Annotated in this window: 25 protein-coding genes; 3 read left to right on the forward strand and 22 right to left on the reverse strand. The window is 58.7% G+C overall.

Annotated elements, in window-relative coordinates; all coding sequences use genetic code 11:
* Positions 1–16: 16 nt before the first annotated feature.
* From holB to AACQ95_RS13560, 13 genes are all read right to left on the reverse strand, one after another.
* Entirely contained in the window at positions 17–964 is a 948-nt protein-coding gene (holB, locus tag AACQ95_RS13500; RefSeq protein ID WP_241278753.1) for a DNA polymerase III subunit delta', read from the reverse strand.
* Positions 949–1,590, reverse strand: coding sequence for a dTMP kinase (gene tmk, locus AACQ95_RS13505; protein ID WP_043134804.1), 642 nt, complete (start codon positions 1,588–1,590; stop codon positions 949–951). The genes holB and tmk overlap by 16 nt, the downstream gene beginning before the upstream one ends.
* Positions 1,590–2,591: an endolytic transglycosylase MltG gene (gene mltG / locus AACQ95_RS13510; protein WP_043134806.1), complete on the reverse strand. Its 1,002-nt coding sequence runs from the start codon at positions 2,589–2,591 to the stop codon at positions 1,590–1,592. Before mltG ends, tmk begins: the two co-directional genes overlap by 1 nt.
* Positions 2,581–3,435: an aminodeoxychorismate lyase gene (pabC, locus tag AACQ95_RS13515; RefSeq protein ID WP_043134807.1), complete on the reverse strand. Its 855-nt coding sequence runs from the start codon at positions 3,433–3,435 to the stop codon at positions 2,581–2,583. The genes mltG and pabC overlap by 11 nt, the downstream gene beginning before the upstream one ends.
* 20 nt (positions 3,436–3,455) lie before the next feature.
* Entirely contained in the window at positions 3,456–4,697 is a 1,242-nt protein-coding gene (gene fabF / locus AACQ95_RS13520; RefSeq protein ID WP_042866382.1) for a beta-ketoacyl-ACP synthase II, read from the reverse strand.
* A gap of 81 nt (positions 4,698–4,778) precedes the next feature.
* Complete coding sequence (acpP, locus tag AACQ95_RS13525) at positions 4,779–5,015, reverse strand: acyl carrier protein (RefSeq protein WP_005300909.1); 237 nt, start codon at positions 5,013–5,015, stop codon at positions 4,779–4,781.
* Between the two features lie 157 nt (positions 5,016–5,172).
* Positions 5,173–5,907, reverse strand: coding sequence for a 3-oxoacyl-ACP reductase FabG (fabG, locus tag AACQ95_RS13530; protein ID WP_043134809.1), 735 nt, complete (start codon positions 5,905–5,907; stop codon positions 5,173–5,175).
* 13 nt (positions 5,908–5,920) lie between these two features.
* Complete coding sequence (fabD, locus tag AACQ95_RS13535) at positions 5,921–6,856, reverse strand: ACP S-malonyltransferase (RefSeq protein ID WP_043134810.1); 936 nt, start codon at positions 6,854–6,856, stop codon at positions 5,921–5,923.
* A 72-nt stretch (positions 6,857–6,928) separates the two neighbouring features.
* The gene (locus tag AACQ95_RS13540) at positions 6,929–7,888 is read right to left on the reverse strand and encodes a beta-ketoacyl-ACP synthase III (protein ID WP_043134811.1); all 960 of its coding nucleotides are present in this window, start codon (positions 7,886–7,888) and stop codon (positions 6,929–6,931) included.
* A gap of 7 nt (positions 7,889–7,895) precedes the next feature.
* Positions 7,896–8,915: a phosphate acyltransferase PlsX gene (plsX, locus tag AACQ95_RS13545; protein ID WP_042866375.1), complete on the reverse strand. Its 1,020-nt coding sequence runs from the start codon at positions 8,913–8,915 to the stop codon at positions 7,896–7,898.
* Positions 8,916–8,924: 9 nt separating this feature from the next.
* Complete coding sequence (gene rpmF / locus AACQ95_RS13550) at positions 8,925–9,092, reverse strand: 50S ribosomal protein L32 (protein WP_005311492.1); 168 nt, start codon at positions 9,090–9,092, stop codon at positions 8,925–8,927.
* Between the two features lie 19 nt (positions 9,093–9,111).
* A complete protein-coding gene (yceD, locus tag AACQ95_RS13555) occupies positions 9,112–9,633 on the reverse strand; it encodes a 23S rRNA accumulation protein YceD (protein WP_043134812.1) in 522 nt (173 codons plus the stop codon).
* Between the two features lie 742 nt (positions 9,634–10,375).
* A complete protein-coding gene (locus tag AACQ95_RS13560; protein ID WP_241278754.1) occupies positions 10,376–10,774 on the reverse strand; it encodes a hypothetical protein in 399 nt (132 codons plus the stop codon).
* Between the two features lie 61 nt (positions 10,775–10,835).
* Between AACQ95_RS13560 and AACQ95_RS13565 the strand changes: the two genes are divergently transcribed.
* Entirely contained in the window at positions 10,836–11,141 is a 306-nt protein-coding gene (locus tag AACQ95_RS13565; RefSeq protein WP_241278755.1) for a hypothetical protein, read from the forward strand.
* An 84-nt stretch (positions 11,142–11,225) separates the two neighbouring features.
* On the opposite strand, the gene AACQ95_RS13570 is transcribed toward AACQ95_RS13565, so the two are convergent.
* From AACQ95_RS13570 to AACQ95_RS13580, 3 genes are all read right to left on the reverse strand, one after another.
* Entirely contained in the window at positions 11,226–11,891 is a 666-nt protein-coding gene (locus tag AACQ95_RS13570; RefSeq protein WP_043134817.1) for an START domain-containing protein, read from the reverse strand.
* Between the two features lie 107 nt (positions 11,892–11,998).
* Positions 11,999–12,967: an HTH-type transcriptional regulator YidZ gene (gene yidZ, locus AACQ95_RS13575; protein ID WP_241278756.1), complete on the reverse strand. Its 969-nt coding sequence runs from the start codon at positions 12,965–12,967 to the stop codon at positions 11,999–12,001.
* A 2-nt stretch (positions 12,968–12,969) separates the two neighbouring features.
* Positions 12,970–14,199, reverse strand: a complete 1,230-nt coding sequence (locus AACQ95_RS13580; protein ID WP_241278757.1) for an MdtL family multidrug efflux MFS transporter — start codon at positions 14,197–14,199, stop codon at positions 12,970–12,972.
* Positions 14,200–14,471: 272 nt separating this feature from the next.
* Between AACQ95_RS13580 and AACQ95_RS13585 the strand changes: the two genes are divergently transcribed.
* Positions 14,472–15,053, forward strand: coding sequence for a Maf family protein (locus AACQ95_RS13585; protein ID WP_241278758.1), 582 nt, complete (start codon positions 14,472–14,474; stop codon positions 15,051–15,053).
* 76 nt (positions 15,054–15,129) lie between these two features.
* Here AACQ95_RS13585 and AACQ95_RS13590 read toward each other — a convergent pair whose 3' ends face one another.
* Both AACQ95_RS13590 and rluC read right to left on the reverse strand, forming a co-directional pair.
* Positions 15,130–15,777 (reverse strand): HAD family hydrolase, encoded by a 648-nt coding sequence (locus tag AACQ95_RS13590; protein WP_241278759.1) that lies wholly within the window; start codon positions 15,775–15,777, stop codon positions 15,130–15,132.
* The gene (gene rluC / locus AACQ95_RS13595) at positions 15,777–16,721 is read right to left on the reverse strand and encodes a 23S rRNA pseudouridine(955/2504/2580) synthase RluC (protein ID WP_216640157.1); all 945 of its coding nucleotides are present in this window, start codon (positions 16,719–16,721) and stop codon (positions 15,777–15,779) included. The genes AACQ95_RS13590 and rluC overlap by 1 nt, the downstream gene beginning before the upstream one ends.
* 413 nt (positions 16,722–17,134) lie before the next feature.
* Here rluC and rne point away from each other — a divergent pair, with 413 nt between their 5' ends.
* A complete protein-coding gene (gene rne, locus AACQ95_RS13600; protein WP_241278760.1) occupies positions 17,135–20,299 on the forward strand; it encodes a ribonuclease E in 3,165 nt (1,054 codons plus the stop codon).
* An 822-nt stretch (positions 20,300–21,121) separates the two neighbouring features.
* Here rne and AACQ95_RS13605 read toward each other — a convergent pair.
* From AACQ95_RS13605 to apbC, 4 genes are all read right to left on the reverse strand, one after another.
* A complete protein-coding gene (locus AACQ95_RS13605) occupies positions 21,122–22,594 on the reverse strand; it encodes an inorganic phosphate transporter (RefSeq protein ID WP_042866360.1) in 1,473 nt (490 codons plus the stop codon).
* 422 nt (positions 22,595–23,016) lie between these two features.
* Positions 23,017–23,598, reverse strand: coding sequence for a dCTP deaminase (gene dcd, locus AACQ95_RS13610; protein ID WP_043134827.1), 582 nt, complete (start codon positions 23,596–23,598; stop codon positions 23,017–23,019).
* Positions 23,599–23,661: 63 nt separating this feature from the next.
* Complete coding sequence (gene udk, locus AACQ95_RS13615; protein ID WP_042866357.1) at positions 23,662–24,306, reverse strand: uridine kinase; 645 nt, start codon at positions 24,304–24,306, stop codon at positions 23,662–23,664.
* A 109-nt stretch (positions 24,307–24,415) separates the two neighbouring features.
* Positions 24,416–25,498 carry an iron-sulfur cluster carrier protein ApbC gene (gene apbC / locus AACQ95_RS13620; protein ID WP_241278761.1) on the reverse strand — a complete coding sequence of 361 codons (1,083 nt, stop codon included), beginning with the start codon at positions 25,496–25,498 and terminating at the stop codon, positions 24,416–24,418.
* Positions 25,499–25,591 lie beyond the last annotated feature (93 nt).

The raw sequence follows: 25,591 nt of genomic DNA on the forward strand, positions 1-25,591 counted from the left end.
TTGCGTCTTGTCAGAGTTATAACCAGCGGCTGAGCCAGTTCATCAGATGAATGGTGGGATTGGAGAGCTGGCCAGGTTGGCAGGCAGCCTTGAGCGCCACGAGCTGCTGCTCCGCCTCCAGCAACTTTTCGCTGGAGTTGCCTTCGGCCAACTGCTGGCTGAGGGCAGCCAGATCCGGCATCGCCAGCTGATGATGACCACAGCCGGCCTGAGTCTTGAGTGCATCGCACAAGAACAGCTGCAACCAGTGCAGTCTGACCTGGGTTTCATCCGCCAGCTGGCTGCAGACATGGGTGGCCCGGGTCGGGGTCTGTGACAGGGAGACGAAACTCTCCAGCAACTCCCGGCGTTTGCCGTCCTGCTGCTCGTCGATGTAGCGCAGCACCCGCAGCGGGGCACCCTGACAGATCCGCACCTGGGCCAATGTGGCCTGATGACCCTGCTCGGCCAGCCAGCGAACCGTCTCCCCTTCCGTCGGCAACTGGCAGACATGCTTGTGGCAGCGACTCAAAATGGTGGGCAACAGACGGGAAACCTGAGAGGCGATCAGCAGCAAGAGACTGTCGCCGGCCGGCTCCTCCAGGGTTTTCAGCAAGGCGTTGGCGGCGGACTCCGTCATGCGCTCCGCATCCGGGATGATCACCACCTTGCCACGGCCGAGCTGGGCAGAGTTCTGCAGACGAGCACAGATCTCGCGAATGGCCTCGACCCCTATGGTCTTGCTGTCAGCAGGCAGGGTGCCGAGATCCGGGTGATGACCCTTGTCAAACAGCTGGCAGGAGTGGCACTGGCCGCAGGGTTCCCCCCGATCCGGTTGCTGGCAGAGGTGCAAGCGCGCCAATCGTTCTGCAAGCTGCTCCTTGCCAAGTCCGGGATCGCCGAGCAGCAGCCAGGCATGGCCAAGCCGACCGGCCTGGGCCGTCTGACTCAGGGCATGCCAGTCCGGGATCAACCAGGGATACATAAGTGCTCGTTCGACAGGTAGTGGTCCAGTGCAGCCTCGATGGCGGCCTTGACTTGATCCGGGGTTTGTCCGGCATCGATCACCCGGATGGAATCATCTTTGGCGGCCAATTCGAGATAACGGCTGCGAGTGCGCTCGAAGAAGCTGAGCTGCTCCAGCTCGATCCTGTCCAGCTCGCCGCGATGGCGGGCACGCTGCAAACCAAGGGCAGGATCGATATCGAGATAGAGGGTGAGATCCGGCTTGAAGTCACCGAGCACCGCCTGCTTGATGGCGCCAATGAGCCCCGCATCTATGCCACGCCCACCGCCCTGATAGGCCTGGGAGGAGAGATCATGACGATCCCCCACCACCCAGCGACCCTCGGCCAGTGCCGGTTTGATCCGGGTTTCGACCAGCTGCACCCGGGAGGCATACATCAGCAGCAACTCGGCTTCTATGGTGAGGCGCTCGTCGTGCACCTCTTTGACGATGGCACGCATCCGCTCGGCCAGCGGGGTTCCCCCGGGCTCACGGGTGCATTCGATCTGGTCTATGCCGTGGCGTTGCAGATAATCGGTGACATAACGCACCGCGGAGCTCTTCCCTGCCCCTTCCAGTCCTTCAATCACAATAAATTTAGACATTAGGGCTTCTTCAATATGTATTCGCGAACCGCCCGATTGTGTTCATCGAGGGTCTTGGAGAAATAGTGGGCACCGCCCCCCTTGGCGACAAAATAGAGATAGTCGGTCGACTTGGGGTTGAGCGCCGCTTCGATGGAGGCCTTGCCCGGCATGGCGATGGGCGTGGGCGGCAGGCCGTCGATCACATAGGTGTTGTACGGATTCACGTCCGTCAGATCGCTGCGGCGGATATTGCCATCGTAACGATCCTTGACCCCGTAGATGACGGTGGGATCTGTCTGCAACTTCATGCCAAGGCGCAGGCGGTTGACGAACACGGAGGCGATCTGCGCCCGCTCGTCTGGCTGACCCGTCTCTTTTTCGATGATGGAGGCCATGATCAGCGCCTCATAAGGGGTCTTGTAGGGCAGATTGGCCTGGCGATTGTCCCAGCTCTGCTGCAGGAAAGCCCTCATGTCCTGATAGGCACGACGCAGGATCGAGATGTCACTGGCATGGGTGGTATAGGCGTAAGTTTCCGGCAGGAACCAGCCCTCCAGCTTGCCATTGTCGATGCCGATCTCCTGGGCCAGGTCGGCTTCAGATTGCTCCACTGTCAGCCGCTCCAGATAGGGCGCGCCGGATAGCTGCTTCAGCCAATCCTCGAAACGGGAACCCTCGACGAAGGTGAGGCTGAAGTGAAACTCCTTGCCGGAGGCAAACAGGGAGAGGGTCTCCTTGAGTGGCGCCCCTTCCTTGATTTCATAGGTGCCAGACTTGATGGCAACCAGCTCGGGATGGCCTCGCAGCCAGAGTCGCACCGCCCAGGGGCTGGATTCTCCCTCCCCCAGCTCGGCGATCAGGCGCGCCGCGTGGGCTCCCTTTTCGACGGTAAAGAGGCGCGTCGGCCCCTTGTTGGTGAGCGTCTCCACCTGCTGCCATTTGTAATGTACATAGCCCCCGGCCACGGCAACTGTCAGTGCCGCGCCCGCGAGCAGGGTGTAAAGCCGATTAAACTTCAATGACCAAACGCTCCTGTAAACGGCGGATCAATACCGGGCTGGGATACTGGGTATCCCCGATGCCGTTCACCGGCACTATGCCCATCAGGGTATTGGTCAGCCATACCTCTTCGGCCTGCCACAGTGACTCCAGTGGAGCCTCCACGACACGCAGTTCAATACTCATCTGTTTTAGCATTCCCATCACGTGTCGCCGCATGATGCCATCAATACCGCAGTGAGAAAGATCCGGTGTAAACACCGTCTTGCCACGGCGCCAAAACAGATTGGCACTGACACCTTCTACCAGAAATCCGCGACTGTTCAAGACTATACCTTCGACTCCCGAACGCGCCGCAAGTTCGCTTTTCAGCAACACCTGCTCCAGCCGGTTCAGGGTCTTGAGTCCGGCCAGCATGGGAGCGTCACCGAGCCGTTGCTGACAAACCAGCAGTGGAATACCGTTTTGCTGCCAGCCCTGATAGTGGCTCGGGTAATCCGCAAGGGAGACGATCCGGGTCGGCGTCTGGCAGTCGCTGCCGTCATAGCCTCGGCCACCTGTGCCACGGGTCAGCATCACCTTGGCGACAGCCTGCGTCTGGCCGGCGGCAAGCTGCGCCACCTCGCGGGTCAGGGTTGACCAGTCCATCTCGGCAAACCCGAGTCTGGCACTGGCCTGCTGCAGGCGCGCCAGATGGGCCGGCCACCAGACAACCTGACCATGCTTGATCAGCATGGTGGTGAAATGACCATCCCCATAGGCCAGCCCACGATCCCTGGCGGACACTGCATCTGTCTGCATTCCGTTGATAAGCAAAAGGATCCCTCCGATAAAAAAGGCCCGATACTGACGTATCGGGCCCATACTGTCCGCCCTGGGGCGAATTATACGCGTTTGAAGATCAGTGAGCCATTGGTGCCACCAAAACCGAAGGAATTGGAGAGGGCATACTCAAAGTGACCGGCCTTGGCCACGTGAGGCACCAGATCCAGATCACACTCTTCATCCGGGTTGTCCAGATTGATGGTGGGCGGTGCCACCTGATCACGCAGCGCCAGCACTGTGATGATGGCTTCTATCGCGCCAGCCGCACCCAGCAGATGGCCGGTCATGGACTTGGTGGAGCTGATCATCAGGGCGCTGGCATGCTCGCCAAACACCTGCTTCATGCCGCGCAGCTCGGCCACATCACCCAGCGGGGTGGAGGTACCGTGAGCATTGATGTAACCAATCTGCTCGGGGGCTATGCCGGCATCCTTGATGGCGTTCTTCATGGCGCGGGCGCCACCGTTGCCGTCAGCGGGCGGTGCCGTCATGTGATAGGCATCGCCACTCATGCCAAAGCCAACCAGCTCGGCATAGATCTTGGCGCCGCGGGCCCTGGCGTGTTCGTACTCTTCCAGTACCAGCACACCGGCGCCATCACCCAGCACGAAACCATCGCGATCCTTGTCCCACGGACGGCTTGCCTTTTGCGGCTCGTCGTTGCGGGTAGAGAGCGCCTTGGCCGCCGCGAAACCGCCCATCCCCATCGGGGTGGAGGCTTTCTCGGTACCACCGGCCACCATCACGTCCGCATCACCGTAGGCGATCATGCGGCCGGCCATGCCGATGGCATGGGTACCCGTAGTACAGGCTGTGGTCACGGCTATGTTGGGGCCTTGCAGACCCTTCATGATGGAGAGATGACCGGACACCATATTGATGATGGTGGACGGTACGAAGAAGGGGCTCAGCTTGCGCGGGCCACCGTTGATCAGGCTGCTGTGGTTCTGTTCGATCAGACCCAGACCGCCGATGCCGGAACCTATGGCCACGCCAACCCGTTCTGCGTTCTCTTCGTTGATCACCAGACCCGAGTCATCCAGTGCCTGGATCCCCGCCGCTACGCCGTACTGGATAAAGGGATCCATCTTGCGGGCTTCTTTGCGGTTGATGCCGTACTGTTCGGGATCAAACTCTTTGACCTGGCCTGCGAAACGGGTCGCAAACTCGCTGGCATCAAAGTGTTCGATGGGAGAAATGCCGCTCTGCCCGTTGAGCAGGGCTTGCCAGCTGGATTCGGCAGTGTTGCCCACCGGGGAAAGCATCCCCAGGCCGGTCACCACGACTCTGCGTTTTGACACTGAGCTAGTCTCCGAGAGCTATTTTGAAAGGGGTAAACATAAAAGAAGCGGCCCTTGGGCCGCTTCTTTCAGAACAGGAACTTATTCCTGATTAGCGGTGATGTAATCGATAGCCGCTTGAACAGTGGTGATCTTCTCGGCTTCTTCATCAGGAATTTCGGTATCGAATTCTTCTTCCAGCGCCATTACCAGTTCAACGGTATCCAAAGAGTCAGCGCCCAGGTCGTCGACGAAGGAGGCAGCGTTTTTAACGTCTTCCTCTTTAACACCCAGTTGTTCGATGATGATTTTCTTTACGCGTTCTTCGATGTTGCTCATGACCTGAATTTTCCTTTAAAAATACGCTATTGCGTCTGGTTGGGGTAGTTTATTCAATTGACGTGAGTTTGCAAGTAGCTTGCCGCTGGTCAAACCACGAAATTCGCCAAACTTCGGCGTACTATCGCAAATTTGAACAGATCTCACGACAAATTGATTACACCATGTACATCCCGCCATTAACATGCAGGGTTTCGCCAGTGATATAGGCGGCGTCATCAGACGCCAAGAATACCACAGCTGCGGCAATTTCTTTTGGATCGCCCAAACGGGCAGCAGGCACCTGATTCATGATGCCGGCACGTTGATCGTCATTCAGGGCACGGGTCATGTCGGTCTCGATGAAACCGGGCGCAACCGCATTCACTGTGATACCACGGGATGCCACTTCCCGTGCCAACGATTTGGTAAAGCCAACCAGACCCGCCTTGGCGGCGGCATAGTTGACCTGGCCCGCATTGCCCATGGTACCGACCACTGAGCCTATGCTGATGATCCGGCCATGACGCTTCTTCATCATGGCACGCAATACCGGCTTGCTCAGACGGTACAGTGAGGTGAGATTGGTGTCGATGATTTCATTCCACTCATCATCTTTCATGCGCATCAACAGGTTGTCGCGGGTAATACCGGCATTGTTGATCAGGATGTCGATCTCGCCAAAGCGTGCCTTGATGGCCGCAAAGATAGTTTCGATGGATTCCGGACTGGTCACGTTCAGTGCCATGCCGCAACCCTGCTCGCCCAGATAGGCGCTGATCGCCTCTGCGCCGCTCTCGCTGGTCGCAGTGCCGACGACTTTTGCGCCACGGGCCGCAAATGTTTCGGCAATTGCCCGGCCGATGCCACGACTGGCACCTGTCACCAATACAACCTTATCGGTAAAACTCATGATCTGCTCCTGTTTACTTGGACTGGGCCAGCGCCAGCTCGAATGAGGCGGCATCGTTGGCGTGAATGCCTTCCACGCGCTTGTCGATGCGCTTGGCCAGCCCGGTCAATACCTTGCCCGGCCCCATCTCGATCTCGAGGGTGACACCCTCATTGGCCATCCGCTCCACCGTCTCGGACCAACGGACCGGACTGAACAGCTGACGCACCAGGGCCTGCTTGATGGCGGCCGGATCCTGTTCACAGGACACGTCGACATTATTGATGACTGCGATGGTTGGAACCTTGATCTCGATCCCGTCCAGCGCAGCCGCCAGTTTTTCTGCCGCCGGTTTCATCAGGGCGCAGTGGGAGGGTACGGAGACCGGCAACGGCAGCGCACGCTTGGCACCAGACTCTTTCATCAAGACGTTGGCGCGCTCCACCGCTTCCTTGTGACCGGCGATCACCACCTGGCCCGGGGAGTTGAAGTTGACCGGGGACACGACCTGACCTTGCGCCGCTTTTTCGCAATTGGCGGCGATGGCCTCGTTGTCCAGACCTATGATGGCGGCCATGGCGCCTGTGCCTTCCGGCACCGCCTCCTGCATGGCCAGACCACGCAGTTCAACCAGTTTGACCGCGTCGCCAAAGGCCAGGGCACCGCTGCACACCAGGGCGGAATATTCCCCCAGGCTGTGACCGGCCATGACGGCGGGGGTTGCCCCACCCTGCTGTTGCCACAAACGCCACAGAGCGACGGAGGCTGTCAGCAGCGCCGGCTGGGTACGCCAGGTCTTGTTCAGATCTTCAACCGGACCATCCATGACCAGGGCAAACAGGTCATAACCCAGCACCTGGCTCGCCTCGGCGAAGGTTTCCTTGATCACGGAGTGCTGCTCGGCCAGCTCGGCCAGCATGCCGACGGTTTGGGAGCCTTGTCCCGGGAAGGCAATGGCAAATTGGGTCATCATTGATTCCTTTAAGGTAAGACGAAAACGAAATCGGTCGCGGGATGGTGCAGGACCCCATCCCGCTGAAGATCAGAGGCGAACCAGCGCCGAGCCCCAGGCAAAACCACCGCCGAAGGCCTCCAGCAGCACCAGCTGACCCGGTTTGATCCGGCCGTCGCGCACCCCTTCATCGAAGGCGATGGGCACGGAGGCGGCAGAGGTGTTGCCGTGCTTGTCGAGGGTCAGCACCACCTTGTCGAGGCTCATGCCGAGCTTCTTGGCGGTCGCGCTGATGATGCGGAAGTTGGCCTGGTGCGGCACCAGCCAGTCGAGCTCGCTCGGCTCGACACCGGCAGCGGCCAGGGTTTCGGTCACCAGCTCGCTCAGGCGGGTGACCGCTACCTTGAACACATCGTTGCCCTTCATATACATGTAGGCTTCGAGTTCGGCTCCCGGCATACCACGACGAGGGTGTGGCAGCTTGAGCAGATCGCCATAACGGCCATCGGCATGGAGATGAGTCGACAGTATCCCTGGCGTCTCGCTGGCGCCAACCACTACGGCGCCGGCACCATCCCCGAAAATGATGATGGTGCCGCGATCTTGCGGATCGCACATGCGGGACAGTACATCGGCACCAACGACCAGCACATGGCGGGCGACGCCGGATTTGACAAACTGATCGGCGATGGAGAGTGCGTAGGTGAAACCGGCGCAGGCGGCCGCTACATCAAAGGCGGGGATGCCGGGCACGCCGAGCAGCCCCTGCAACTCGCAGGCGGCGGCCGGGAAGGCGTTCTCGGCGCTGGTGGTGGCCAGCACTATCATGTCGAGATCGGCGGCGGTCAGACCCGCAGCATCCAGGGCCCGCAGGGCGGCCTGGTGAGACAAGGTGGCGACGGTTTCGTCGGCACCGGCAATACGGCGTTCACGGATCCCGGTACGTTCCACGATCCACTCATCACTGGTTTCAACCATTTGCTCGAGATCGGCGTTGGTACGCACTGAACTCGGCAGATAACTGCCAGTACCCAGAATTTTGCTATGCATAGAGTTCTTATAGATCCCTGTCGGAAAAGACAGATTCAAGGCGATCTGCTATTTGCAATGGAAGTTGATGCTTGGCCTCTTGTGCGGCCAGCAGGATCGCATTACACAGAGCGCGCCGTTCGGCCCGCCCATGGCTTTTTACCACAATGCCGCGCAATCCTAACAGACTTGCGCCGTTATACTGGTCGGGGTTCAGGTAAGAAAAACGTCGTTTGAACATAAATCCGGCGATACGGCCAAGAAAACTGCGTTTCTTGCGGGGATATCCGGCCAGCTGGGCCATCATCCGCACCACACCTTCCGCCGTCTTGAGGGCGACGTTGCCGACAAAACCGTCGCAGACAATCACGTCACACTCGCCGCTGAAGATGCGATCCCCCTCGACGAAGCCGACGAAATTGAGCGCGCTGCACTGACGCAGCAGCTCTGCGCTGTGACGCACCAGATCGTTGCCCTTGATCTCCTCCTCCCCCACGTTGAGCAAGGCGACCCGGGGAAAGGCGATGCCTTCCACCTTCTCGGCCACCACTGAGCCCATCACCGCAAATTGCAGCAGGGTGTCGGCATCACAGCTCACGTTCGCCCCCAGATCCAGCATCACGGTACGCTTGCCACTCAAGGTCGGCAGCGCCTTGATGAGCGCGGGTCTGTCGACACCGGGCAGGGATTTGAGCACGCACTTGGCCATGGCCATCAGGGCACCGGTATTGCCGGCACTGACGCAGGCATCGGCCTCACCGGCTTTCACCAGATTGAGCACAACCCGCATGGAGGAGTCTTTCAGGGTACGCAGCGCCACGATCGGCTTGTCGCCCATGCCAACCACCTGGGATGCATGTACGAAACGAACGCGAGGATGAGTCAGCAAGCCATGTTGCTGCAACAAGGAGGTAGTCTGGTGCTGATCACCGACCAAGATCAGTTTTAACTGGGGCAAAAGAGACAGTGCCTGCACGGCGGCAGGCACTGTTTCCGAGGGGCCAATATCTCCCCCCATTATGTCTAGCGCGACAGTTTGCGTAGACAAAGGCAATCCTTAAGCGATTACCTTTTTACCGCGGTAGAAACCATCGGCAGTCACGTGGTGACGACGATGAATTTCACCACTGGTCTGATCAACAGTCAGAGCTGCACTGGTCAGCGCATCGTGTGAACGACGCATGCCACGCTTGGCACGGGTTTTACGGTTCTGTTGTACGGCCATTGTAGGCTAACTCCTAGATTCACTTACGTTTAAGCTCTTCAAGAACTGCAAAGGGATTCGGCCGCTCATCAGCAGGTTCGATATCACCCCAAGTCATCTCCATGTTACCGCGCGGGCAAGCATCCATCGGATGCATCGCCACCTGAGGCAACGAGAGGATGAGTTCATCCTCCAGGATTTGATGAAGATCTATCTCGCCGTTTTCGTCCAACTCAATGGGCTCATAAGCTTCCGGCAGTTCTTCCTCGTTTGTTTTTTCAAACAGCGGAGTGTAGATAAAATCAGCTTCACAAAGGTGTTCGAATGTATCTCCACAACGCTGGCAAACCAGGTCAACCTTGGCATGGGCAGTGCCTTTCATAACGGTCAACTTCTGGACATCTTTGCCAAAGTGCAGTGATACATCGATATCACTCTGCAAGCCTGCGGTTGATGCCTCCAGCCTGGGCATCTGCGACTTTTCCACTATCCCGACATAGTCGAGCAGCTTCAAGGCATTACGGACTGGATCAACCTTAACGGGCAACTTCACCTTTTGCATAGGGCGCGAATATTATAGGTCCAACAACTGATAGTCAAAGGAAAAAGTCCTTACCGCCGATGATTTTAACCATACAAGTCCCTGAGATACCGGGACTTGTTCTCATCGGTGGCTGATTATGCCATAAACCTGAGGATCCTACACAGGATCCTGCCTGCATTCGGCACATATAGAGTGTGCCGCGGTCTCTCTGACCTTGTCTCTGTTGCCCCCTCAGGAGTGCGTAATCCGAAGTCTTGTCGTCAAATGACCGCCACAGGGTCCCGCCCCCTTCATCCGCCGCGGCAATCCGCGGGCAATGTCTGCTGACCACTGGCCATGTTTGTCTGGCGGCAGCGTTCAGCGTGAAAGCCAACTCAGCTATCTCACTCCAACCCCCTGCGATCGACCGAGGCACCGATGTGACTGCGAGAGGATGTCGGTTCACAGATGCTTTTCATGCCAAGTCATGACCGTTTTTCATTCACGTCCCCCTGTCGTTACCAGCAGCCTCTTATATCCAGCCACCGATTAACGATATTGAGCCTTCTGAAAACAAGGGCGTTATCACGGTCAGCAAGGGCACTGTCAATATTTGGTGCAGGTAAAATAGAATTAACGCCCTCATATGACTGCGATGGGGAATATGTTATATCAACTGTTCTGACTATATGTCATGGCTGATGCCGGGACATTATCGGGAACCTCCACCCTAGATTAAATACGCCAGCAGTGCTGGCGCATGACATGTCATCGATACCCATCACTGGGTATAACAAGAGTGGGTTTCAAGGTTCATGAATGACGTTTTACTCGCATCCAGCAGAACCGGGGCACAATGGGCATAACCTGTTGCCCCATCGGTGGCGCGCAGGGTACTGATATAGGTCCCCCGAGGATAAGATATAAAGGTGGAGCCTCCCGCAGGAACATCTCTGGTGTCATAAATCCCCTCTCCTATGATTTCAATATAAGCGCTGGCACGGGAACTCTGATTCATCAGCGTCAGACTCACAAAGTCTCTGGGCGTCTGCGCAGCCGCGGCACTGAGCGCGTCCATCGCCGCCGGAGCGGCCGCGGGCGGTGTCTCATCAGCCGCCACGATGCCCATAGTGCCCAGTGACAAGCACAGCAGGGCCGCAAAAATAGGTGATTTTTTCATGATATATCCTTATATGGTCAGATGGTGACTAGCACGGCAAGAAAGATCCTGTTTCTTGAGGGTGGCTATATTAGCCTCCTTGCCATTGGCTCTTCATTCGGTTTTAACGGATGGAGATATTGGTGCCAGAAATGACGATAAGGTAAAAAAGGTGTTAAAACCTGAACTGGAAATTAACGAGAATGATTTATTCATGCGTGACATTCCCGCCCCGGTCAAAACAACTGACAAAGACTTGTCTGCCACAATGCAGATAAAGATGGGAAATGAAAGAAGTATGATAAATATCATGAGGTTGGCGCTACATACTGTTTTTCATGACCTAGATATGAGCGACTCACTATTTACCCTGATGGTCTGGCAGTGAAACGGCACAAAAAAGACTCTTGATAAATATAATATTTAAAGATGCCCCGGCTTAAGCCTGGAGAATACCCATCAAGGGCAAACCTCAAGGAAGAACCTGGCATGAATGCCACTTGCCAGCAGAGTGTTGCCGCGCACAAGCGCAAGGTTGGGGTGGCACGGCTTCCATCAGCCGGCGAATGGCTCGAAAGCTGTCCAACGCCGCCTGGGCGGCAATCGGATTGACGAGCCAGCTCGGCAGGCTGTCGCCCGGGTTGGTGTAGGTTTCAAGACGCACCAGGGTGGTGCCGTTCAGTTGTGGCAATGCCTCCCAGCGCCCTTCACTGGCCCGGATCCGCACTCGCCCCGGATGGGGTGGCAGTGCATCGGGCGCCGCCCATACCGTCAGTTGCAGGCTGCAATCGGCATTGCGCCGCAGGCGGGAATGAGTGATCAGCTCTCGCTCCTGCACCGGCCAGGGAGCTGACAAGCGGGTATACACCAGATCTTCATCGGGCGCCGGCTTTGCCAGCACGCGCACCTCCAGGCTCTGGGGCAGCCACTCCTGATGACGGGCAGTATCGCGCAGCACGGCCAGCAGGGCGGATGGGGGCGCAGCTACGTTCATTTCCAGGCGCAGGGCCAGAAATGTCCCCGGTGGGTGGGCGCGGGTCCATAACAAGATGCCGGCCTCCCCCGTCTGCAATTGCCACCCTTGTCCCCATGCCGGCAAACAGAGCAGCCACAGCAGCCATATTCCATGTCTCGTCATCTGATGCCCTCGCCTGATCCTGCTTATGCTTATAGCCGCTTTTCGGCTGGCAGGGCGGGCGGTCTGCTGGCGGGCAAAAATATCACGGGCCGCACACTGGCAGATGGCTAACCGGGCTTCCCCATGTGTTCGTGGTAGAGCCGCTTTATCTCGTCTCGCAGCCAGAGCACCTTGGTGTTGTAGTTGTTGCGCTTGTGCCAGAGCAGGATAAAGGCGATGTCGAGCTGTCGATACAGAGTTTCTTCCAGCGGCAGAGGCAAGGAGATCAGATTGTCGTGATGCAAGCTGGCATAGCTGGCGCAATAGGACGGCACGACCGCTATCAGCTCGTGGGCGGATTGGGCGGCAATGTGCAGCGCCTGCTCGAAGCTGGAGACCCGGATCGGCACCCGCCGGCTGAGTCCCTCATCATCGAGCAGGCTGTCGAGCGCCCAGGCATCGCTGGCCTCCCACACCACGCTCACATGGGGGTAGGCGAGAAAATTGTCCAGGCTCCACTTGCGGGCCAGCAGGGGGTGATCCTTGCGCAAAAACACCACGGGTCTGTCTTCGAACAACACCTCGTGATCGATGTAATAAGGCAGGCGGTTGACCCGGGCCAAGGAGCTAGGGTGCGTCTCGCGAGCACAGAAACCGAGATCGGCATCGCCATTGATGATGTCGCTGAGGGAGTGGTGATCCCAATTCATCACCTTGATGGTCGACTTACGGTACTTCTCGTAGATGACCATGGGCAGGCTGTTGAGAAAGCTGATGTAAAAGGGGGACTCCAGCACCAGTCTGAAAGCGGCCCCTTCCGGAATCGCGTTGCCGCAGAGGGAAGCTATGTTGCCCGACAGCTGAAACCACTCCTTGAGCTCCTCCTCCAGACTCAGCGACAGATTGGTGGGCTCCAGTCCCCGCTGCGTACGGATAAAGAGCGGATCGTCAAACCAGTCGCGCAGGCGAGCCAGCGCCTTGCTGACCGTCGGCGCAGTGACATTGAGCCGCTTGGCCGCCTTGGTCGCGCTGCGCTCTTGCAACAGCAGCCTGAAGACCACCAACAGATTGAGATCGAGTTCGACCAGGGGGCGCATGATCAGATTTTCTCCACGGACTGGGGATCGCAGGGCACCTGGTCGGCCACAGGCCCTATGATGCGAAAGGCGAGATAGAGTAGCACGGCGAGGAGGAGCGAATAAGCCAGCAACAGGAGGGGCGCCAGACCAAGCCAGCCCATCAGCCAGATATAGAGCGCCGAGCTGGCTATCTGAATGATGCACAGGGTCGCACTGGCCAGGGCGATCTGGTGCCGGCAACTGGCGAGAGCCTCGCCCATCGCGATGCCGAAGCTGGCGGAAAAACCGATGCAAACGAAGGCAAAGCCAAGACGGATCAGCCAGAGCGCCCACAACGGCGAGGAACCATCATGGGCCAGCGCCATCAACAACGCCTCCTGCCGGGAGGCCAGCAGCAACAAGAGTGCCACCCCCAGGGCGCCGTGGGCCCAGGCCAGCACCCTCTCCTTGCCCCACCGGCGGATCAGCACGGGATTGAGAAAAGAGGTGATCATGCTGATCGCAGCCATCGCCATCATGATCTCGGCGTAACCTGCGGTATCCAGCCCCATCCCCGTCATCAATATCATGGGTGAGGTACTGACATAGGTCAGGATGCAGGTCATGCCGGTACTGGTCAGGCCGCACATCCACAGATACTGTCTCGTGCGCAAAAATCCAAGGCGTTCGGCAGTATGGGAAACTGTCTGTCTCCCCTCCCCTGGGCGGGTTTCCCGCAGCCAGAGCAGGGTCACCAGCGCCACCACGGCGCCGAGCAGGGCCATGGCCTGGAAGATGGCAGGCCAGTCGAAGCGGGCCAGGATCAGATAACCGAGCAGCGGCGCCAGCACGGGGATCACGCAGATGACACCGTTGATCATCGACAGGACAGCCGCCAGCCTGGCCGGCACCAGCACATCCCGCAGCACCGTAAAGGTCATGATGTAGAGGGTGCCGGCCCCTATCCCCTGACCGATGCGACCCAGCAGAAATGCCGTGATCGAGTCGGCACTGCCGGCAGCCAGCGAGGCCAGCACAAAGATGAGGGCGCCCCCCAGGATCACCGGCTTGCGGCCATATCGGTCGGCCAGCAGCCCGCCCGCCAGCACGGTAGCGGCCATGCCAAACAGATAGGCTGAAAACGCGGTATGCAACTGCGCCGCACTGGCCTCCAGCGCGACTCCTATCTGGGGGAGCGCGACCAGATAGAGATCTATGCCCACCGGGTAGAGGGTGATCATCAAGAAACAGCAAACAAGGTAGGGACGCATGACAACTCCAGCAGCAGGGGACTGTCGCCCACCCAGGGCATGACAGTCGGATAAGCCTGCCACTATAGGGAAGAGGCCGATGAATGAGTCGATAGCGACACTTTCCAATCTGGAAACCGGGGGCAATCGCACGCCCTTCGCACTGCGGCCACACGGAATGAATCCGGGATACCAGCAGATCATGCCAAATACGAAAATCCCATCAGGTATTTGCCCGGCTCACGGCGCGGCGATACCATCGGCGCCTGACCGCATCGAACCAGGACATCACAATGCCAACACAGCTGATCCTCGCCTCCACTTCCCGTTATCGAAAAGCCCTGCTGGAAAAGCTCGCGCTTCCTTTTGAATGCGCGGCCCCCGAGGTGGATGAGTCTCCCCTGCCCGGCGAACCGGCCGAGGCGCTGGTGGCGCGGTTGGCCCTTGCCAAGGCAAGCGCCATTGCCGACCGGTTTGATCAGGGACTGATCATAGGGTCCGATCAGGTGTGTGTCTGCGACGACCAGATCCTGGGCAAACCGGGTACTGTGGAAAAAGCGGTGGCACAACTGATGGCCGCGCAAGGTCGCAGCGTCACCTTCCATACCGGCCTGTGCGTGCTGGATGCCGCCAGCGGCCGGGCCGAGCAGCTGGTGGAGCCTTTCACCGTGCACTTTCGCACCCTGGACGAGGCCGCCCTTCGCCGCTATGTCGAGGCTGAGCTGCCCCTCGATTGCGCGGGCAGTTTCAAATGTGAAGGCATGGGGATAGTGCTGTTCAAGGGGCTGGAGGGGCGCGATCCCAACGCCCTGATCGGCCTGCCGCTGATCGGCCTGATCGAGCTGCTGGCGCGCCATGGCCTCGCTCTACCCTGACGGGAGCGACATGCCAGCAATGAAAAACGGGAGCCAAGGCTCCCGTTTTTCATCTATTCATCCGCTATATCGCAGGCTAACCCAACAACCGCTTGAGCTCATCCATGGTATCGACAACGGCAAGCGGATCATGTGCCTGCAACCGGCGCTTGTCATGCACGCCCCAGCTCACCCCGATCCGCGGCATGGCCAGCGCCTCTGCCATCGCCATGTCGTGGATGGAGTCGCCAATCATCACCGCCTGGTGCGCAGCCAAGCCCAGCTCATCCAGAATTTGCGTCAGCATCAAGGGATCGGGTTTGGAGTTGGCCTCGTCCGCACCACGGGTGGCGGCAAACAGCGGCCGCAGTCCGGTATCATCCAGCACCCGATCCAGGCCACGGCGCGACTTGCCGGTGGCCACCGCCAGCGCTATCCCCTGCCCGTGCCAGTGGTGCAGCAGCTCGCTCGCCCCGACAAACAGCGGGCTGGGCGTGGCGTCATGCACATAATGGTGACGATAGCGGGCGATCAGGGCGTTGGCCTGCTCACCACCCGGCGCCAGCGCAAACAGCTGTGGAATGCCGACCTCCAGGCTGAGCCCTATGATCTGATGCGTCTCTATCGCCGTGGGCACTGGCTCGCCACAATCGCGAGCCGCCCCCGCGACGCAGGCGACAATCCGGCCCACCGAGTCCATCAGGGTACCGTCCCAGTCGAAAATGGCGAGTCGGACCGCCTTCATCAGCGAGCCAGCTTGTTCAGGAAGTTGTCGAGTTCAGGCGCGAGCGGGGCTTCCACCTGCATCTCGCGGCCGTCGACCGGATGGGTAAAGCTCAGCTTCCAGGCATGCAAAAACAGCCGTTTCAGCCCTTGGCTGCGCATTTTCTCGTCAAAGGCCGCTTCCCCATACTTGTCATCACAGGCGATGGGATGACCGGCATGCTGGGTATGTACCCGGATCTGGTGGGTACGGCCGGTGATCGGGCTGCACTCGACCAGGGTGGCCTCGGCAAATTGACGGGCGATGCGGAAACGGGTTTCCGATGGCTTGCCGTCACTGCTGACCCGCACCACGCGTTCACCTGATTGCAGATCGTTCTTGCGCAGCGGCGCATTGACCACCTTGACGTGGGGCTGCCATTGGCCGCGCACCAGCGCCAGATACTGTTTGCGCATGGTCTTGACTCGCAGTTGCTCGTGCAGGCTGCGCAGGGCGCTGCGCTTCTTGGCAACCAGCAGTACGCCTGAGGTGTCGCGATCCAGCCTGTGTACCAGCTCCAGGAAGCGGGCATCCGGGCGCAGGGCGCGCAGCCCCTCGATGACGCCGAAGCTCAAGCCACTGCCGCCGTGCACGGCCATGCCGGACGGTTTGTTGAGCACTATCATGGCATCGTCTTCAAACAGGATCTGGCTCTCCAGACGCTGGATGCTGCCGAGGTTGGCCGAGGGCAGTTCGTTTTTCTCGGCAACCCGCACGGGAGGAACCCGCACCTCGTCGCCTGGGCACAGTTTGTATTCCGGTTTGATGCGCTTTTTGTTGACGCGCACTTCCCCTTTTCGAAGGATGCGATAAATCAGGCTCTTGGGGACGCCCTTTAGCTGAGTCTTGAGAAAATTGTCGATGCGCTGCCCTTCATGCTCAGCTTCGATGGTGAGCAGCTGCACTTGTTGTTGTATCTGTGTCATGGCGCGGATTTTAACACTGCCGGCGGTCCTTGGCTGCATGCTTTGTTGAAAAATGGCGCCTTGCTATAAAAGTGGTTTAAATGGGATAATAAACAAGGTTTTGTCATTGTGTTCAAGCCTTGTACTAAGTGGCCAAAATTTATGCCACCCAATCCCGAAACACCGTGTATATAAGAACATGACGGTTCCCGGGTGCGAGGTACAGCGCATGGAGAACACAAACAGAACCGATTATTTGTCTCCACACCGGCATCCTTAATTCATGCCTTCTCGAGAAGGCCGAACCAGAGCGCCCTTAGTTTGCGCCTCATGCATACCCCAACCGGGAGGTTGCCCAAGTATGCTGAAGACCCGAGGCCGGCGCCGGCAGGATCCTGTGGAGGAAATCAAAATGACAAAATAACGAGAACTCAATGAAAAGAATGCTAATCAACGCGACTCAGGAAGAGGAGTTGCGCGTAGCGCTGGTTGACGGACAACAGCTCTACGATTTGGATATTGAAAGTCCGGGACACGAGCAGAAAAAAGCGAACATCTACAAGGGTAAAATCACCCGCGTAGAACCCAGTCTCGAAGCTGCTTTTGTCGACTATGGCGCCGAGCGTCACGGTTTCCTGCCATTAAAGGAGATCGCCCGCAATTACTTCCCCTCCGGTTACTCCTATCAGGGTCGTCCCAATATCAAAGAAGTGGTCCGCGAAGGCCAGGAAGTGATCGTCCAGATCGATAAGGAAGAGCGTGGCACCAAGGGTGCAGCCCTCACCACCTTTATCAGCCTGGCCGGCAGCTACCTGGTGCTGATGCCGAACAACCCCCGTGCCGGTGGTATCTCCCGCCGCATCGAGGGTGATGAAAGGACAGAACTGAAAGAAGCCCTGAGCGGCCTGACAGTGCCGGACGGCATGGGTCTCATCGTGCGTACCGCCGGTGTGGGTAAATCCCCGGAAGAGCTGGAATGGGATCTCAACGTTCTGCTCAACCACTGGGATTCCATCCACAAGGCGTCACAGGACCGTACTGCCCCCGTGCTTATCCACCAGGAAAGCAACGTGATCGTGCGCGCCATTCGTGACTACCTGCGTCGCGATGTCGGCGAGATCCTGATCGACGACCCTGTCATCTTTGAACGTGCCCGTGCTCACATCGAGCTGGTTCGTCCCGATTTCCTCAACCGCGTGAAGCTGTACAAGGGTGAAGTTGCCCTGTTCAACCACTTCCAGATTGAGAGCCAAATCGAGTCGGCCTTCCAGCGCGAAGTGCGCCTGCCCTCCGGCGGCAGCATAGTCATAGACCCGACCGAAGCACTGACCTCCATCGATATCAACTCCTCCCGCGCCACCAAGGGCGGCGATATCGAAGAGACGGCGCTGCAAACCAACCTGGAAGCGGCCGACGAGATTGCCCGTCAATTGCGTCTGCGCGACCTGGGGGGTCTGATCGTCATCGACTTCATCGACATGACACCAGTTCGCCATCAACGCGAAGTGGAAAACCGTCTGCGTGAAGCCGTGCATCAGGATCGCGCCCGCATCCAGCTGGGCCGGATCTCCCGTTTCGGTCTGCTGGAGATGTCTCGCCAGCGTCTGCGTCCCTCCCTCAACGAGTCAAGCAGCCACATCTGCCCCCGTTGCCAGGGTCAAGGGGTCATTCGTGACAACGAATCACTGGCCTTGTCCATCCTGCGTCTCATCGAAGAAGAGGCCATGAAGGACAACACCGAGCAGGTTCATGCTCAGGTGCCGGTCGATGTTGCCGCCTATCTGCTCAACGAGAAGCGCGCCTCCATCGCCAGTTTGGAACAGCGTAATGAAGTACGTCTGTACATCATTCCGAACCAGCATCTGGAAACCCCGCACTACGAAGTGACCCGCATTCGTCAGAACGAGATCCCGGAAGCGGCCAGCTACGAGCTGAAAACCGAGATTGCCAAGCCGGTCTACCAGCCGAAGCAGGCTCAGGTGATCGAACGCGAGCAACCGCTGCTGCAAGGCTTCGTCCAGGCTCCTCAACCGGCCGCCCCTGCTGCTCCTGCGCCCGTCGCGGCACAGCCACAGGTTGCCGCCGAAGCGGGTCTGTTTGGCAAGCTGTTCAAGGCCATCTCCGGCTTGTTCGGTTCCGACACCGCCCCTGCCGACGTGAAGGCTCCTGCCGAGAAACCGGCTGCGCCGCGGGAAGCGCGCAAGGATGAAGGTCATCGTCACCAGCGTGATGAAAACCGTGGCCGTGGCCAGCGTCCCCGTCGCGACGACAACCGCAGCAACCGCAACACGGCGGAAGCCGGCGAGAAGCGCGAAGGTGCGGCCAATCGCGAGGGTGGTGAGAACCGCAATCGTCGTCCGCGTAAAGAACGCGAACCGCGTCAAGAGCGTGAGCCCCGTCAGGAACGTGAAGCCCGCGGTGAAGTGCGCACTGAACAGCGCATAGAACGTGAGCCCCGCGAACCTCGTCAGGAACGCGAACCGCGCGCCCCGCGTCCGGCTCGTGAGCCCCGTGCACCGCGTGAGCCCCGTGCCGAGCTGGTCGTTGAAGCGGTAGAAACCGTTGAAACTGCCGTCGTCAGTGCCGAGCCCCAGCAGGAAAAAGAGCAGAAAGTCGCCGAACGCCGCGAACGTCGTCAACTGCGCAAGCAGATCCGTGCCGATGTCCCGGCCAGCAACCCTGCTGCCCAGCCGACTGATGAGCCGGTTGCTGCCGTGGCCGATGCCGCTGACACAGTGGAACAGAGTGACGAACAGGCCGACGGCCAGCGTCGTTCCCGTCGTACGCCGCGCAGCCAGCGTATCGAAGGTCAACGCCGCAAGCGCATCAACGAAGATGCCCGCAGTCAGCGCGATGATGAAGAGCAGCAAGCAGACACCCCTATCCTGACCACGGCAGCCCAGGCTGATGCGGCTCAGGTGAAAGTGGAAGAGCCGGCTGTGCCCGTCATCACGATCCCTAGCGCCGAAGCCATTGCCGCCGCCGTACAAGCCTCTGCTGCACTGACCGAACATGTGGTAGTGGAAGCCGTTGCCGAGGAAGCCCGTGAGCAAGCCGAAGCCGTGGCGATCGCCGCCCCCGTCGTGACCGAAGCCCAGGTTGAAGCTGCCCCTGTTGTGGCTGCCGAGCCGGTTGTCGCAGACGTGGTGGCCACAGCTGTGGTTGCCGAAGCGAGCGTCGTTGTCGCACCTGCTGACGACGTCGTTGCGACTGTGGCCCCTGTCATCGAGGCGGCTGCCGAGGTTGTTGCCCCCGTTGTCGTGGAAGCTGCAGCTGAACCAGCGCCCCAGGTTGCTGAACCTGTTGCTGCCGTGGTCGCCGAGCCAGTCGCAGCCGTGGTTGTTGCTCAGGCAGAGCCGGTAGCACCCGCTGCCGTTGCTGCGCCTGTGGTCAACCAGGCCAAGAAAGGCGCCGGTCTGCTGGCCGGTGCCCGCAAGGCTTCTGCCCCGATGGCAACGCCGGCGGCGGCCCCAGCCCTGCCTGCGCAGGCACCTGTCGAGCAGGCACCGCTGGTGCGCAATGACGTGACAAGCTCTGGCCGTCATGGTGGCAGCACGGCTGCTGTCAACGTGGCAACCAGCCCGGCTGGTCGTCCTTGATTGCCAGCCAGCTAGCCTGATGGAAAAGAGCCACACACTGTGTGGCTCTTTTTTTATCTTCCGTTTGGGCTCGGGTATTAACCGAGTCACTGACTCCCAGCCTTCCCCCATCGCTTCTCTCTTGTCACCAGAGCTTCTCCTTCCACGTCCACCAATACAAGAAGAGAGTCGCCCTCTGTACGGCCCAATAAGCTGCAACGCCTGGTTACCTCTCTCTGTCACATCCGAGCCACTGGTGACCCAAGCCAAGATCTCGTCCTTTATCCCCCTGCTGCTGATGAGTCACCCTGTGTGCCCGTCAGACTTGTTGTCCATGCCCTGTGACGGTATCCGTCAATGAATAGCACCCTGGCCTGGAGAGATATCCTGGCCACCCATAAACTCGGCTTGCCCCAGGTGACAACGCTCCCGCGCGCAGCGCCAAGCACAGACAACAGAATGAGAGGTTGCCGCCTTCTCGCTCTCTTGCCTCCCCGCTTCAATCCCTATCAAACACTGAGTAAGACCTTCTGTCTTGTAACGGATGGTACACAGCGCAGCATAGGAGCGTCCGGGTTTGACGTCCCTATTGCTGTAGACAGTCGTTGAGTAGGCTGGATTATTCACTTCGCTCAATCTGTGTTGTTATGTGTTTAACACTACAAGTTTGATGGCATATAAAGAGTCAGCAGCATCAGAAGCAAGTCATCAACTCTCTTCCTGCCCGTCAGCCCGGGCCAGATGATCTGCACTCTCCCAGCCAAAAAACGGGGCTGCGCGGGATCTGCGGACATGAAAAAAGGGCCCGTAGGCCCTTCGTCAATATATGAGGTTGCGCTGCTATCAGCCGCCAAACAGGTGGTGGCTGATGAGGAACAGGCCACCAGAGAGCAGCATGGTGAGCGGCAGGGTCAGCACCCAGGCCATCAGTATGGTCTTGATGGTCTGGCTCTGCAGGCCTGACTTGTTCGCCACCATGGTCCCCGCTACCGCAGAGGAGAGGATATGGGTGGTGGAGACGGGCATACCGGTCAAACTGGCAACACCGATGGAGGCAGCTGCCGTGATCTGGGCGGCGATGCCCTGGCTGTACGTCATGCCGGTGGAGCCAATCTTCTCGCCGACCGTGTAGACGATGCGACGCCAGCCCACCATGGTACCGCAACCCAGCGCCAGTGCGATGGAGACGATAACCCAGGTCGGAGCATATTCGGCGGTCGCCGTCAGATCCTTGCGCCATTTAGCCAGATCGGTCAGCTCCTTGGCAGGCAACGGCAGCTTGGAGACCTTGCGCGCGGTGTCGTCGATACACAGCAGCAGACGGCGCACTTCACGACGGTCGGTCAGATCCAGCTCTTCATAGGTCCGTACCTGGCCGAGACGATTGTCCAGGGTTGCCATGGCTTGCAGTGCGCCATTCGCCGCACAATGGGTCATCAGCTCTTCCTGGGCCTGAGCAGGCACCTTGAAGTCCACCACATGAGCAACCTGCTCATGGTTGCGCTGATAGATCTCCATGATGCGCTGGTTGGCATCCTGGGTGCGATCCAGATCGTAGGAACGGCTGTTCATGTCCAGAGCGAAATAGGCGGGTGCCATGCAGATCAGCACCAGCATCACCAGACCGATGCCCTTCTGGCCATCGTTGGAGCCGTGCACGAAGCTCACGCCCATGGCGGAAGCGACCAGAGTGAGGCGAGCCCAGAACGGCGGATGCTTCTTGCCGTCCACCAGCAGGCGCTCTTCCGGGGTCTTGTGGATCTTGCTGCCCAGCCAGACTCGCTTCATGGCAAACAGCAACAGGGCTGCCACGACAAAGCCGACGGTCGGAGAGATGATCAGGGAAAGCATGATGTCGATCGCTTTGGCGACGTTGATACCCTGAGTCAGCGGCTGATGGTTGAGCCAGGCATAGGCACCGCCCACCCCCAGGATGGAACCGATCAGCGTGTGAGAACTGGAGGCCGGAATGCCCAGGAACCAGGTCCCCAGATTCCAGACAATGGCGGAAAACAGCAGGGAGAACACCATGATCAAACCCTGGGTGGAATCCATGCCCAACAGCAAATCAATCGGCAGCAAGTGGACAATGGCATAGGCTACGCCCAGACCGCCGAACATGACGCCAAAAAAGTTGAAGATCCCGGATGCGACGACCGCCAGGTGAGCCGGCATCGCCTTGGTATAGATAACCGTTGCTACCGCGTTGGCGGTATCGTGAAAGCCATTGATGAATTCATAGGCCAACACAAAAAAAACGGCCAATACCAAACCGATTGACCATAACAAACCCAAACCACTAAACATTTCAAACATAAAAACGAACCTGTTTATGAGTTGCGGCGGATTATGCCAGAAGGCTGGTTGCGCCATACCCGTTGTTGAAATATTTCAGTAAGAAAAAAAAAGAGCATTCTCTCAAAAAATAGCTTAGAGCCAGCAATCATGCGGCTTGTCCATGATTAATTAAACAGATCCAAGCTGACAAAAGCAGTCTCCAAACGGGAACAATTCATCACGATATCGCCCGGCGGCACCGGATCTTGCTCGGCGTCACCGTCAGCTTTCGACCGACAGAATCGCGACATCTGTACAAAGGGCAAGCAAAAGCAAGCCACTCCCCTGCCCCATCACACCCGTCCCATCTTGCCTTGCCGCCCAAATCCGACGGCGAAGGGCGCCAGTGGCGCCCTCTTGTTTAACAGATTGCAACCGGATCCGCTGTCGACCCGCCGATCTCAATCCTGATTCATACGGCTGGCAACGGCGCCCTGCTGGCTCTTGTACTTGGCATTTTCCCGCTTGTTGTAGGGACGTGCCGCTGCCCCGGAGAGCATCTCGAAGTTCAGTGCGCCTATCTTCATCTTGGGACGCAGCGCCAGCGGCAACTTGCCGCCGTTGTAGAACTCCAGCACGATGCGGCCGGACCAGCCCGGATCAATCCTGTGAGCGGTGACGTGCACCATCAAGCCGAGACGGGCCAGGGAGGAGCGGCCATCCAGCCAGCCGACGATGTCGGCTGGCAGAGTAACGGATTCATAAGTCACCGCCAGTGCCAGTTGGCCCGGGTGCAGATAGAAGGCTTCCCCATCTGCGATGTGGATCTCGTCGCTCATCACCCGATCGATGGCGTCGGCCATCTCGCTGCTCGGGCCGCTCAAGTCGATATAGGGGGCCGTGTGATCGCGAAACACTCTAAACTCGTTGCCCAGCAGCACATCGACGCTGACGCCACTGATCCGCTCAACACCGGGTCTTGGCTCAATGACGATCTTGCCTTCATCCAGATGACGTTCAATATCGGTATCACAAAGGCGCATTGGGCGACTCTCCTGACAAAATGTTCATTTAAAAAAGCCGGGCATCACCCGGCTTGTTTCATCTTAACCAATCAACATGTGGCGTATACGCGCCTTGAGCATGTCGATGGCGATGCGGTTCTTGCCACCGCGTGGCACTATCACGTCCGCGTACTGCTTGGAAGGCTCGATAAACTGCAGGAACATGGGACGTACCGTCTTCTGATACTGCTTGAGCACGGAATCCATGGTACGACCGCGCTCTTGCACGTCACGCACCAGACGGCGCAGCAGACAGATATCCAGCGGGGTATCCATGAAGATGGAGGCATCCATCAGATCCCGCAAGCGGCTGTCGGTCAGCAGCAGGATCCCTTCCAGAATGATCACTCGGCGCGGGGCGAAGGGGGTCACCTCGCTCATGCGGGTGTGCTCTGTGTAGGAGTACTGGGGAATGTTGACCGCGTCGCCTTTCACCAGCTGGCTCAGGTGCTGTACCAGCAGATCGTGATCCAGGGCATTGGGGTGGTCATAGTTGGTCTTGACCCGCTCTTCCATGGTCAGGTGGGTCTGATCACGGTAGTAGCAATCTTCGGTGATCACACCAATCTGACCCGCGCCCAGTTCGGCCACCAGCTCTTCATAAATGGTTTGGGCTATGAGGCTCTTGCCGGACGCGGATGCGCCAGCAATACCGATGATCACACACGAATGTTGAGTATCAGACATTGAAAATACCTAAAGAGAAGAGCAGTGGGGATTGTTTAAACCGATCCATTATATAAAAAAGGGTGAGCCATGCCCACCCTCAAATCCACCTCAACCACACGACAGCCGATTATTCATCCACCGCCATCGTATAAAGGGGGGTCGCAATCGGTTTACCGCTGAAATAGAGCTCGGCACCCACTCGACGAGCCAGTTTCATATAGGCCTGAGCCAGGCTTCCTTCCGGTGCGCCGAACACGGTCGGGCAGCCATCATCCATGTGCTGGCGGATATCTATGTGCAGCGGCAGCTGACCAAGCAGTGCCACATGATACTGCTCCGCCATCTTCTGGCCGCCGCCGGTACCGAACAGGGGCTCGTGATGACCGCAGGCGCTGCAGACGTGATAACTCATGTTTTCTATGATGCCGAGCACGGGCACATTGACCTTGTTGAACATGGCGACCCCCTTGCGGGCATCCGTCAGCGCCACGTCCTGGGGCGTGGTCACGATCACCGCCGCCGAGGTCGGCACCTGCTGGGCCAAGGTGAGCTGGATGTCACCCGTGCCTGGCGGCATGTCCACCACCAGATAATCCACTTCGCCCCAGCGGGTCTCGTGCAGGATCTGGGCCAGCGCCTTGCTCGCCATGGGGCCGCGCCAGATGGTGGCATCCTGCTCGTCCACCAGATAACCGATGCTGTTGCTCTTGAGGCCGCAGGCCATCACAGGCTCCATCAGCTTGCCGTCATGGCTGACGGGGCGCTCCTTGACCGTGCCCATCATGGTCGGAATGGAGGGGCCATAGATGTCCGCATCCAGAATGGCGACTCGCGCGCCCTCCTTTTGCAGCGCCAGCGCCAGGTTGACGGCCGTGGTGGACTTGCCCACCCCGCCCTTGCCTGAGGCGACCACCAGGATGTTGCGAATGCCCTGCACCGCCGCCAGCCCTTGCGCCCGCGGCAGGCTGGCCACCTCTATGTCACACACCCAGTCGATGCGGGTAGCGCCGGTGGCGCTGCGCAACCGGGCATCGAAGTCCTGCTTGATCTGCTCAAACAGGGAACGCCCAGCAAAGGGCAACACCAGCCTGATGGTCAGGCTTTGCCCTTGCTGCGCTGCACTGCGTACAAACCCGGCCGCAACCAGATCCTTGCCCCACCCTGTCGGCTTAAATTCGGCCAGGATCTGTTTTACTGAATCAATCACCATTAACTCCTCATTATCTTGTCATTATCTTGAGGTGAACGGTTACCGCACACAAATCAGTGGCTTGCCTGCTTGCCAACCAGCGCGAGCACCAGG

The organism is Aeromonas sp. MR19 (genome assembly GCF_963899305.1).
GTDB lineage: Bacteria > Pseudomonadota > Gammaproteobacteria > Enterobacterales > Aeromonadaceae > Aeromonas > Aeromonas bestiarum.

Coding starts and splice junctions, on each gene's coding strand:
- apbC (WP_241278761.1), bottom strand. CDS start 25,498: ATGGTGATTGATTCAGTAAAACAGATCCTGGCCGAATTTAAGCCGACA.
- rne (WP_241278760.1), top strand. CDS start 17,135: ATGAAAAGAATGCTAATCAACGCGACTCAGGAAGAGGAGTTGCGCGTA.
- AACQ95_RS13540 (WP_043134811.1), bottom strand. CDS start 7,888: ATGCATAGCAAAATTCTGGGTACTGGCAGTTATCTGCCGAGTTCAGTG.
- AACQ95_RS13580 (WP_241278757.1), bottom strand. CDS start 14,199: ATGCGTCCCTACCTTGTTTGCTGTTTCTTGATGATCACCCTCTACCCG.
- rluC (WP_216640157.1), bottom strand. CDS start 16,721: ATGACACAGATACAACAACAAGTGCAGCTGCTCACCATCGAAGCTGAG.
- yceD (WP_043134812.1), bottom strand. CDS start 9,633: ATGCAAAAGGTGAAGTTGCCCGTTAAGGTTGATCCAGTCCGTAATGCC.
- AACQ95_RS13570 (WP_043134817.1), bottom strand. CDS start 11,891: ATGACGAGACATGGAATATGGCTGCTGTGGCTGCTCTGTTTGCCGGCA.
- fabD (WP_043134810.1), bottom strand. CDS start 6,856: ATGACCCAATTTGCCATTGCCTTCCCGGGACAAGGCTCCCAAACCGTC.
- yidZ (WP_241278756.1), bottom strand. CDS start 12,967: ATGCGCCCCCTGGTCGAACTCGATCTCAATCTGTTGGTGGTCTTCAGG.
- acpP (WP_005300909.1), bottom strand. CDS start 5,015: ATGAGCAACATCGAAGAACGCGTAAAGAAAATCATCATCGAACAACTG.
- holB (WP_241278753.1), bottom strand. CDS start 964: ATGTATCCCTGGTTGATCCCGGACTGGCATGCCCTGAGTCAGACGGCC.
- AACQ95_RS13585 (WP_241278758.1), top strand. CDS start 14,472: ATGCCAACACAGCTGATCCTCGCCTCCACTTCCCGTTATCGAAAAGCC.
- tmk (WP_043134804.1), bottom strand. CDS start 1,590: ATGTCTAAATTTATTGTGATTGAAGGACTGGAAGGGGCAGGGAAGAGC.
- AACQ95_RS13560 (WP_241278754.1), bottom strand. CDS start 10,774: ATGAAAAAATCACCTATTTTTGCGGCCCTGCTGTGCTTGTCACTGGGC.
- AACQ95_RS13605 (WP_042866360.1), bottom strand. CDS start 22,594: ATGTTTGAAATGTTTAGTGGTTTGGGTTTGTTATGGTCAATCGGTTTG.
- udk (WP_042866357.1), bottom strand. CDS start 24,306: ATGTCTGATACTCAACATTCGTGTGTGATCATCGGTATTGCTGGCGCA.
- fabG (WP_043134809.1), bottom strand. CDS start 5,907: ATGAGTTTTACCGATAAGGTTGTATTGGTGACAGGTGCCAGTCGTGGC.
- pabC (WP_043134807.1), bottom strand. CDS start 3,435: ATGGGCCCGATACGTCAGTATCGGGCCTTTTTTATCGGAGGGATCCTT.
- rpmF (WP_005311492.1), bottom strand. CDS start 9,092: ATGGCCGTACAACAGAACCGTAAAACCCGTGCCAAGCGTGGCATGCGT.
- AACQ95_RS13590 (WP_241278759.1), bottom strand. CDS start 15,777: ATGAAGGCGGTCCGACTCGCCATTTTCGACTGGGACGGTACCCTGATG.
- dcd (WP_043134827.1), bottom strand. CDS start 23,598: ATGCGCCTTTGTGATACCGATATTGAACGTCATCTGGATGAAGGCAAG.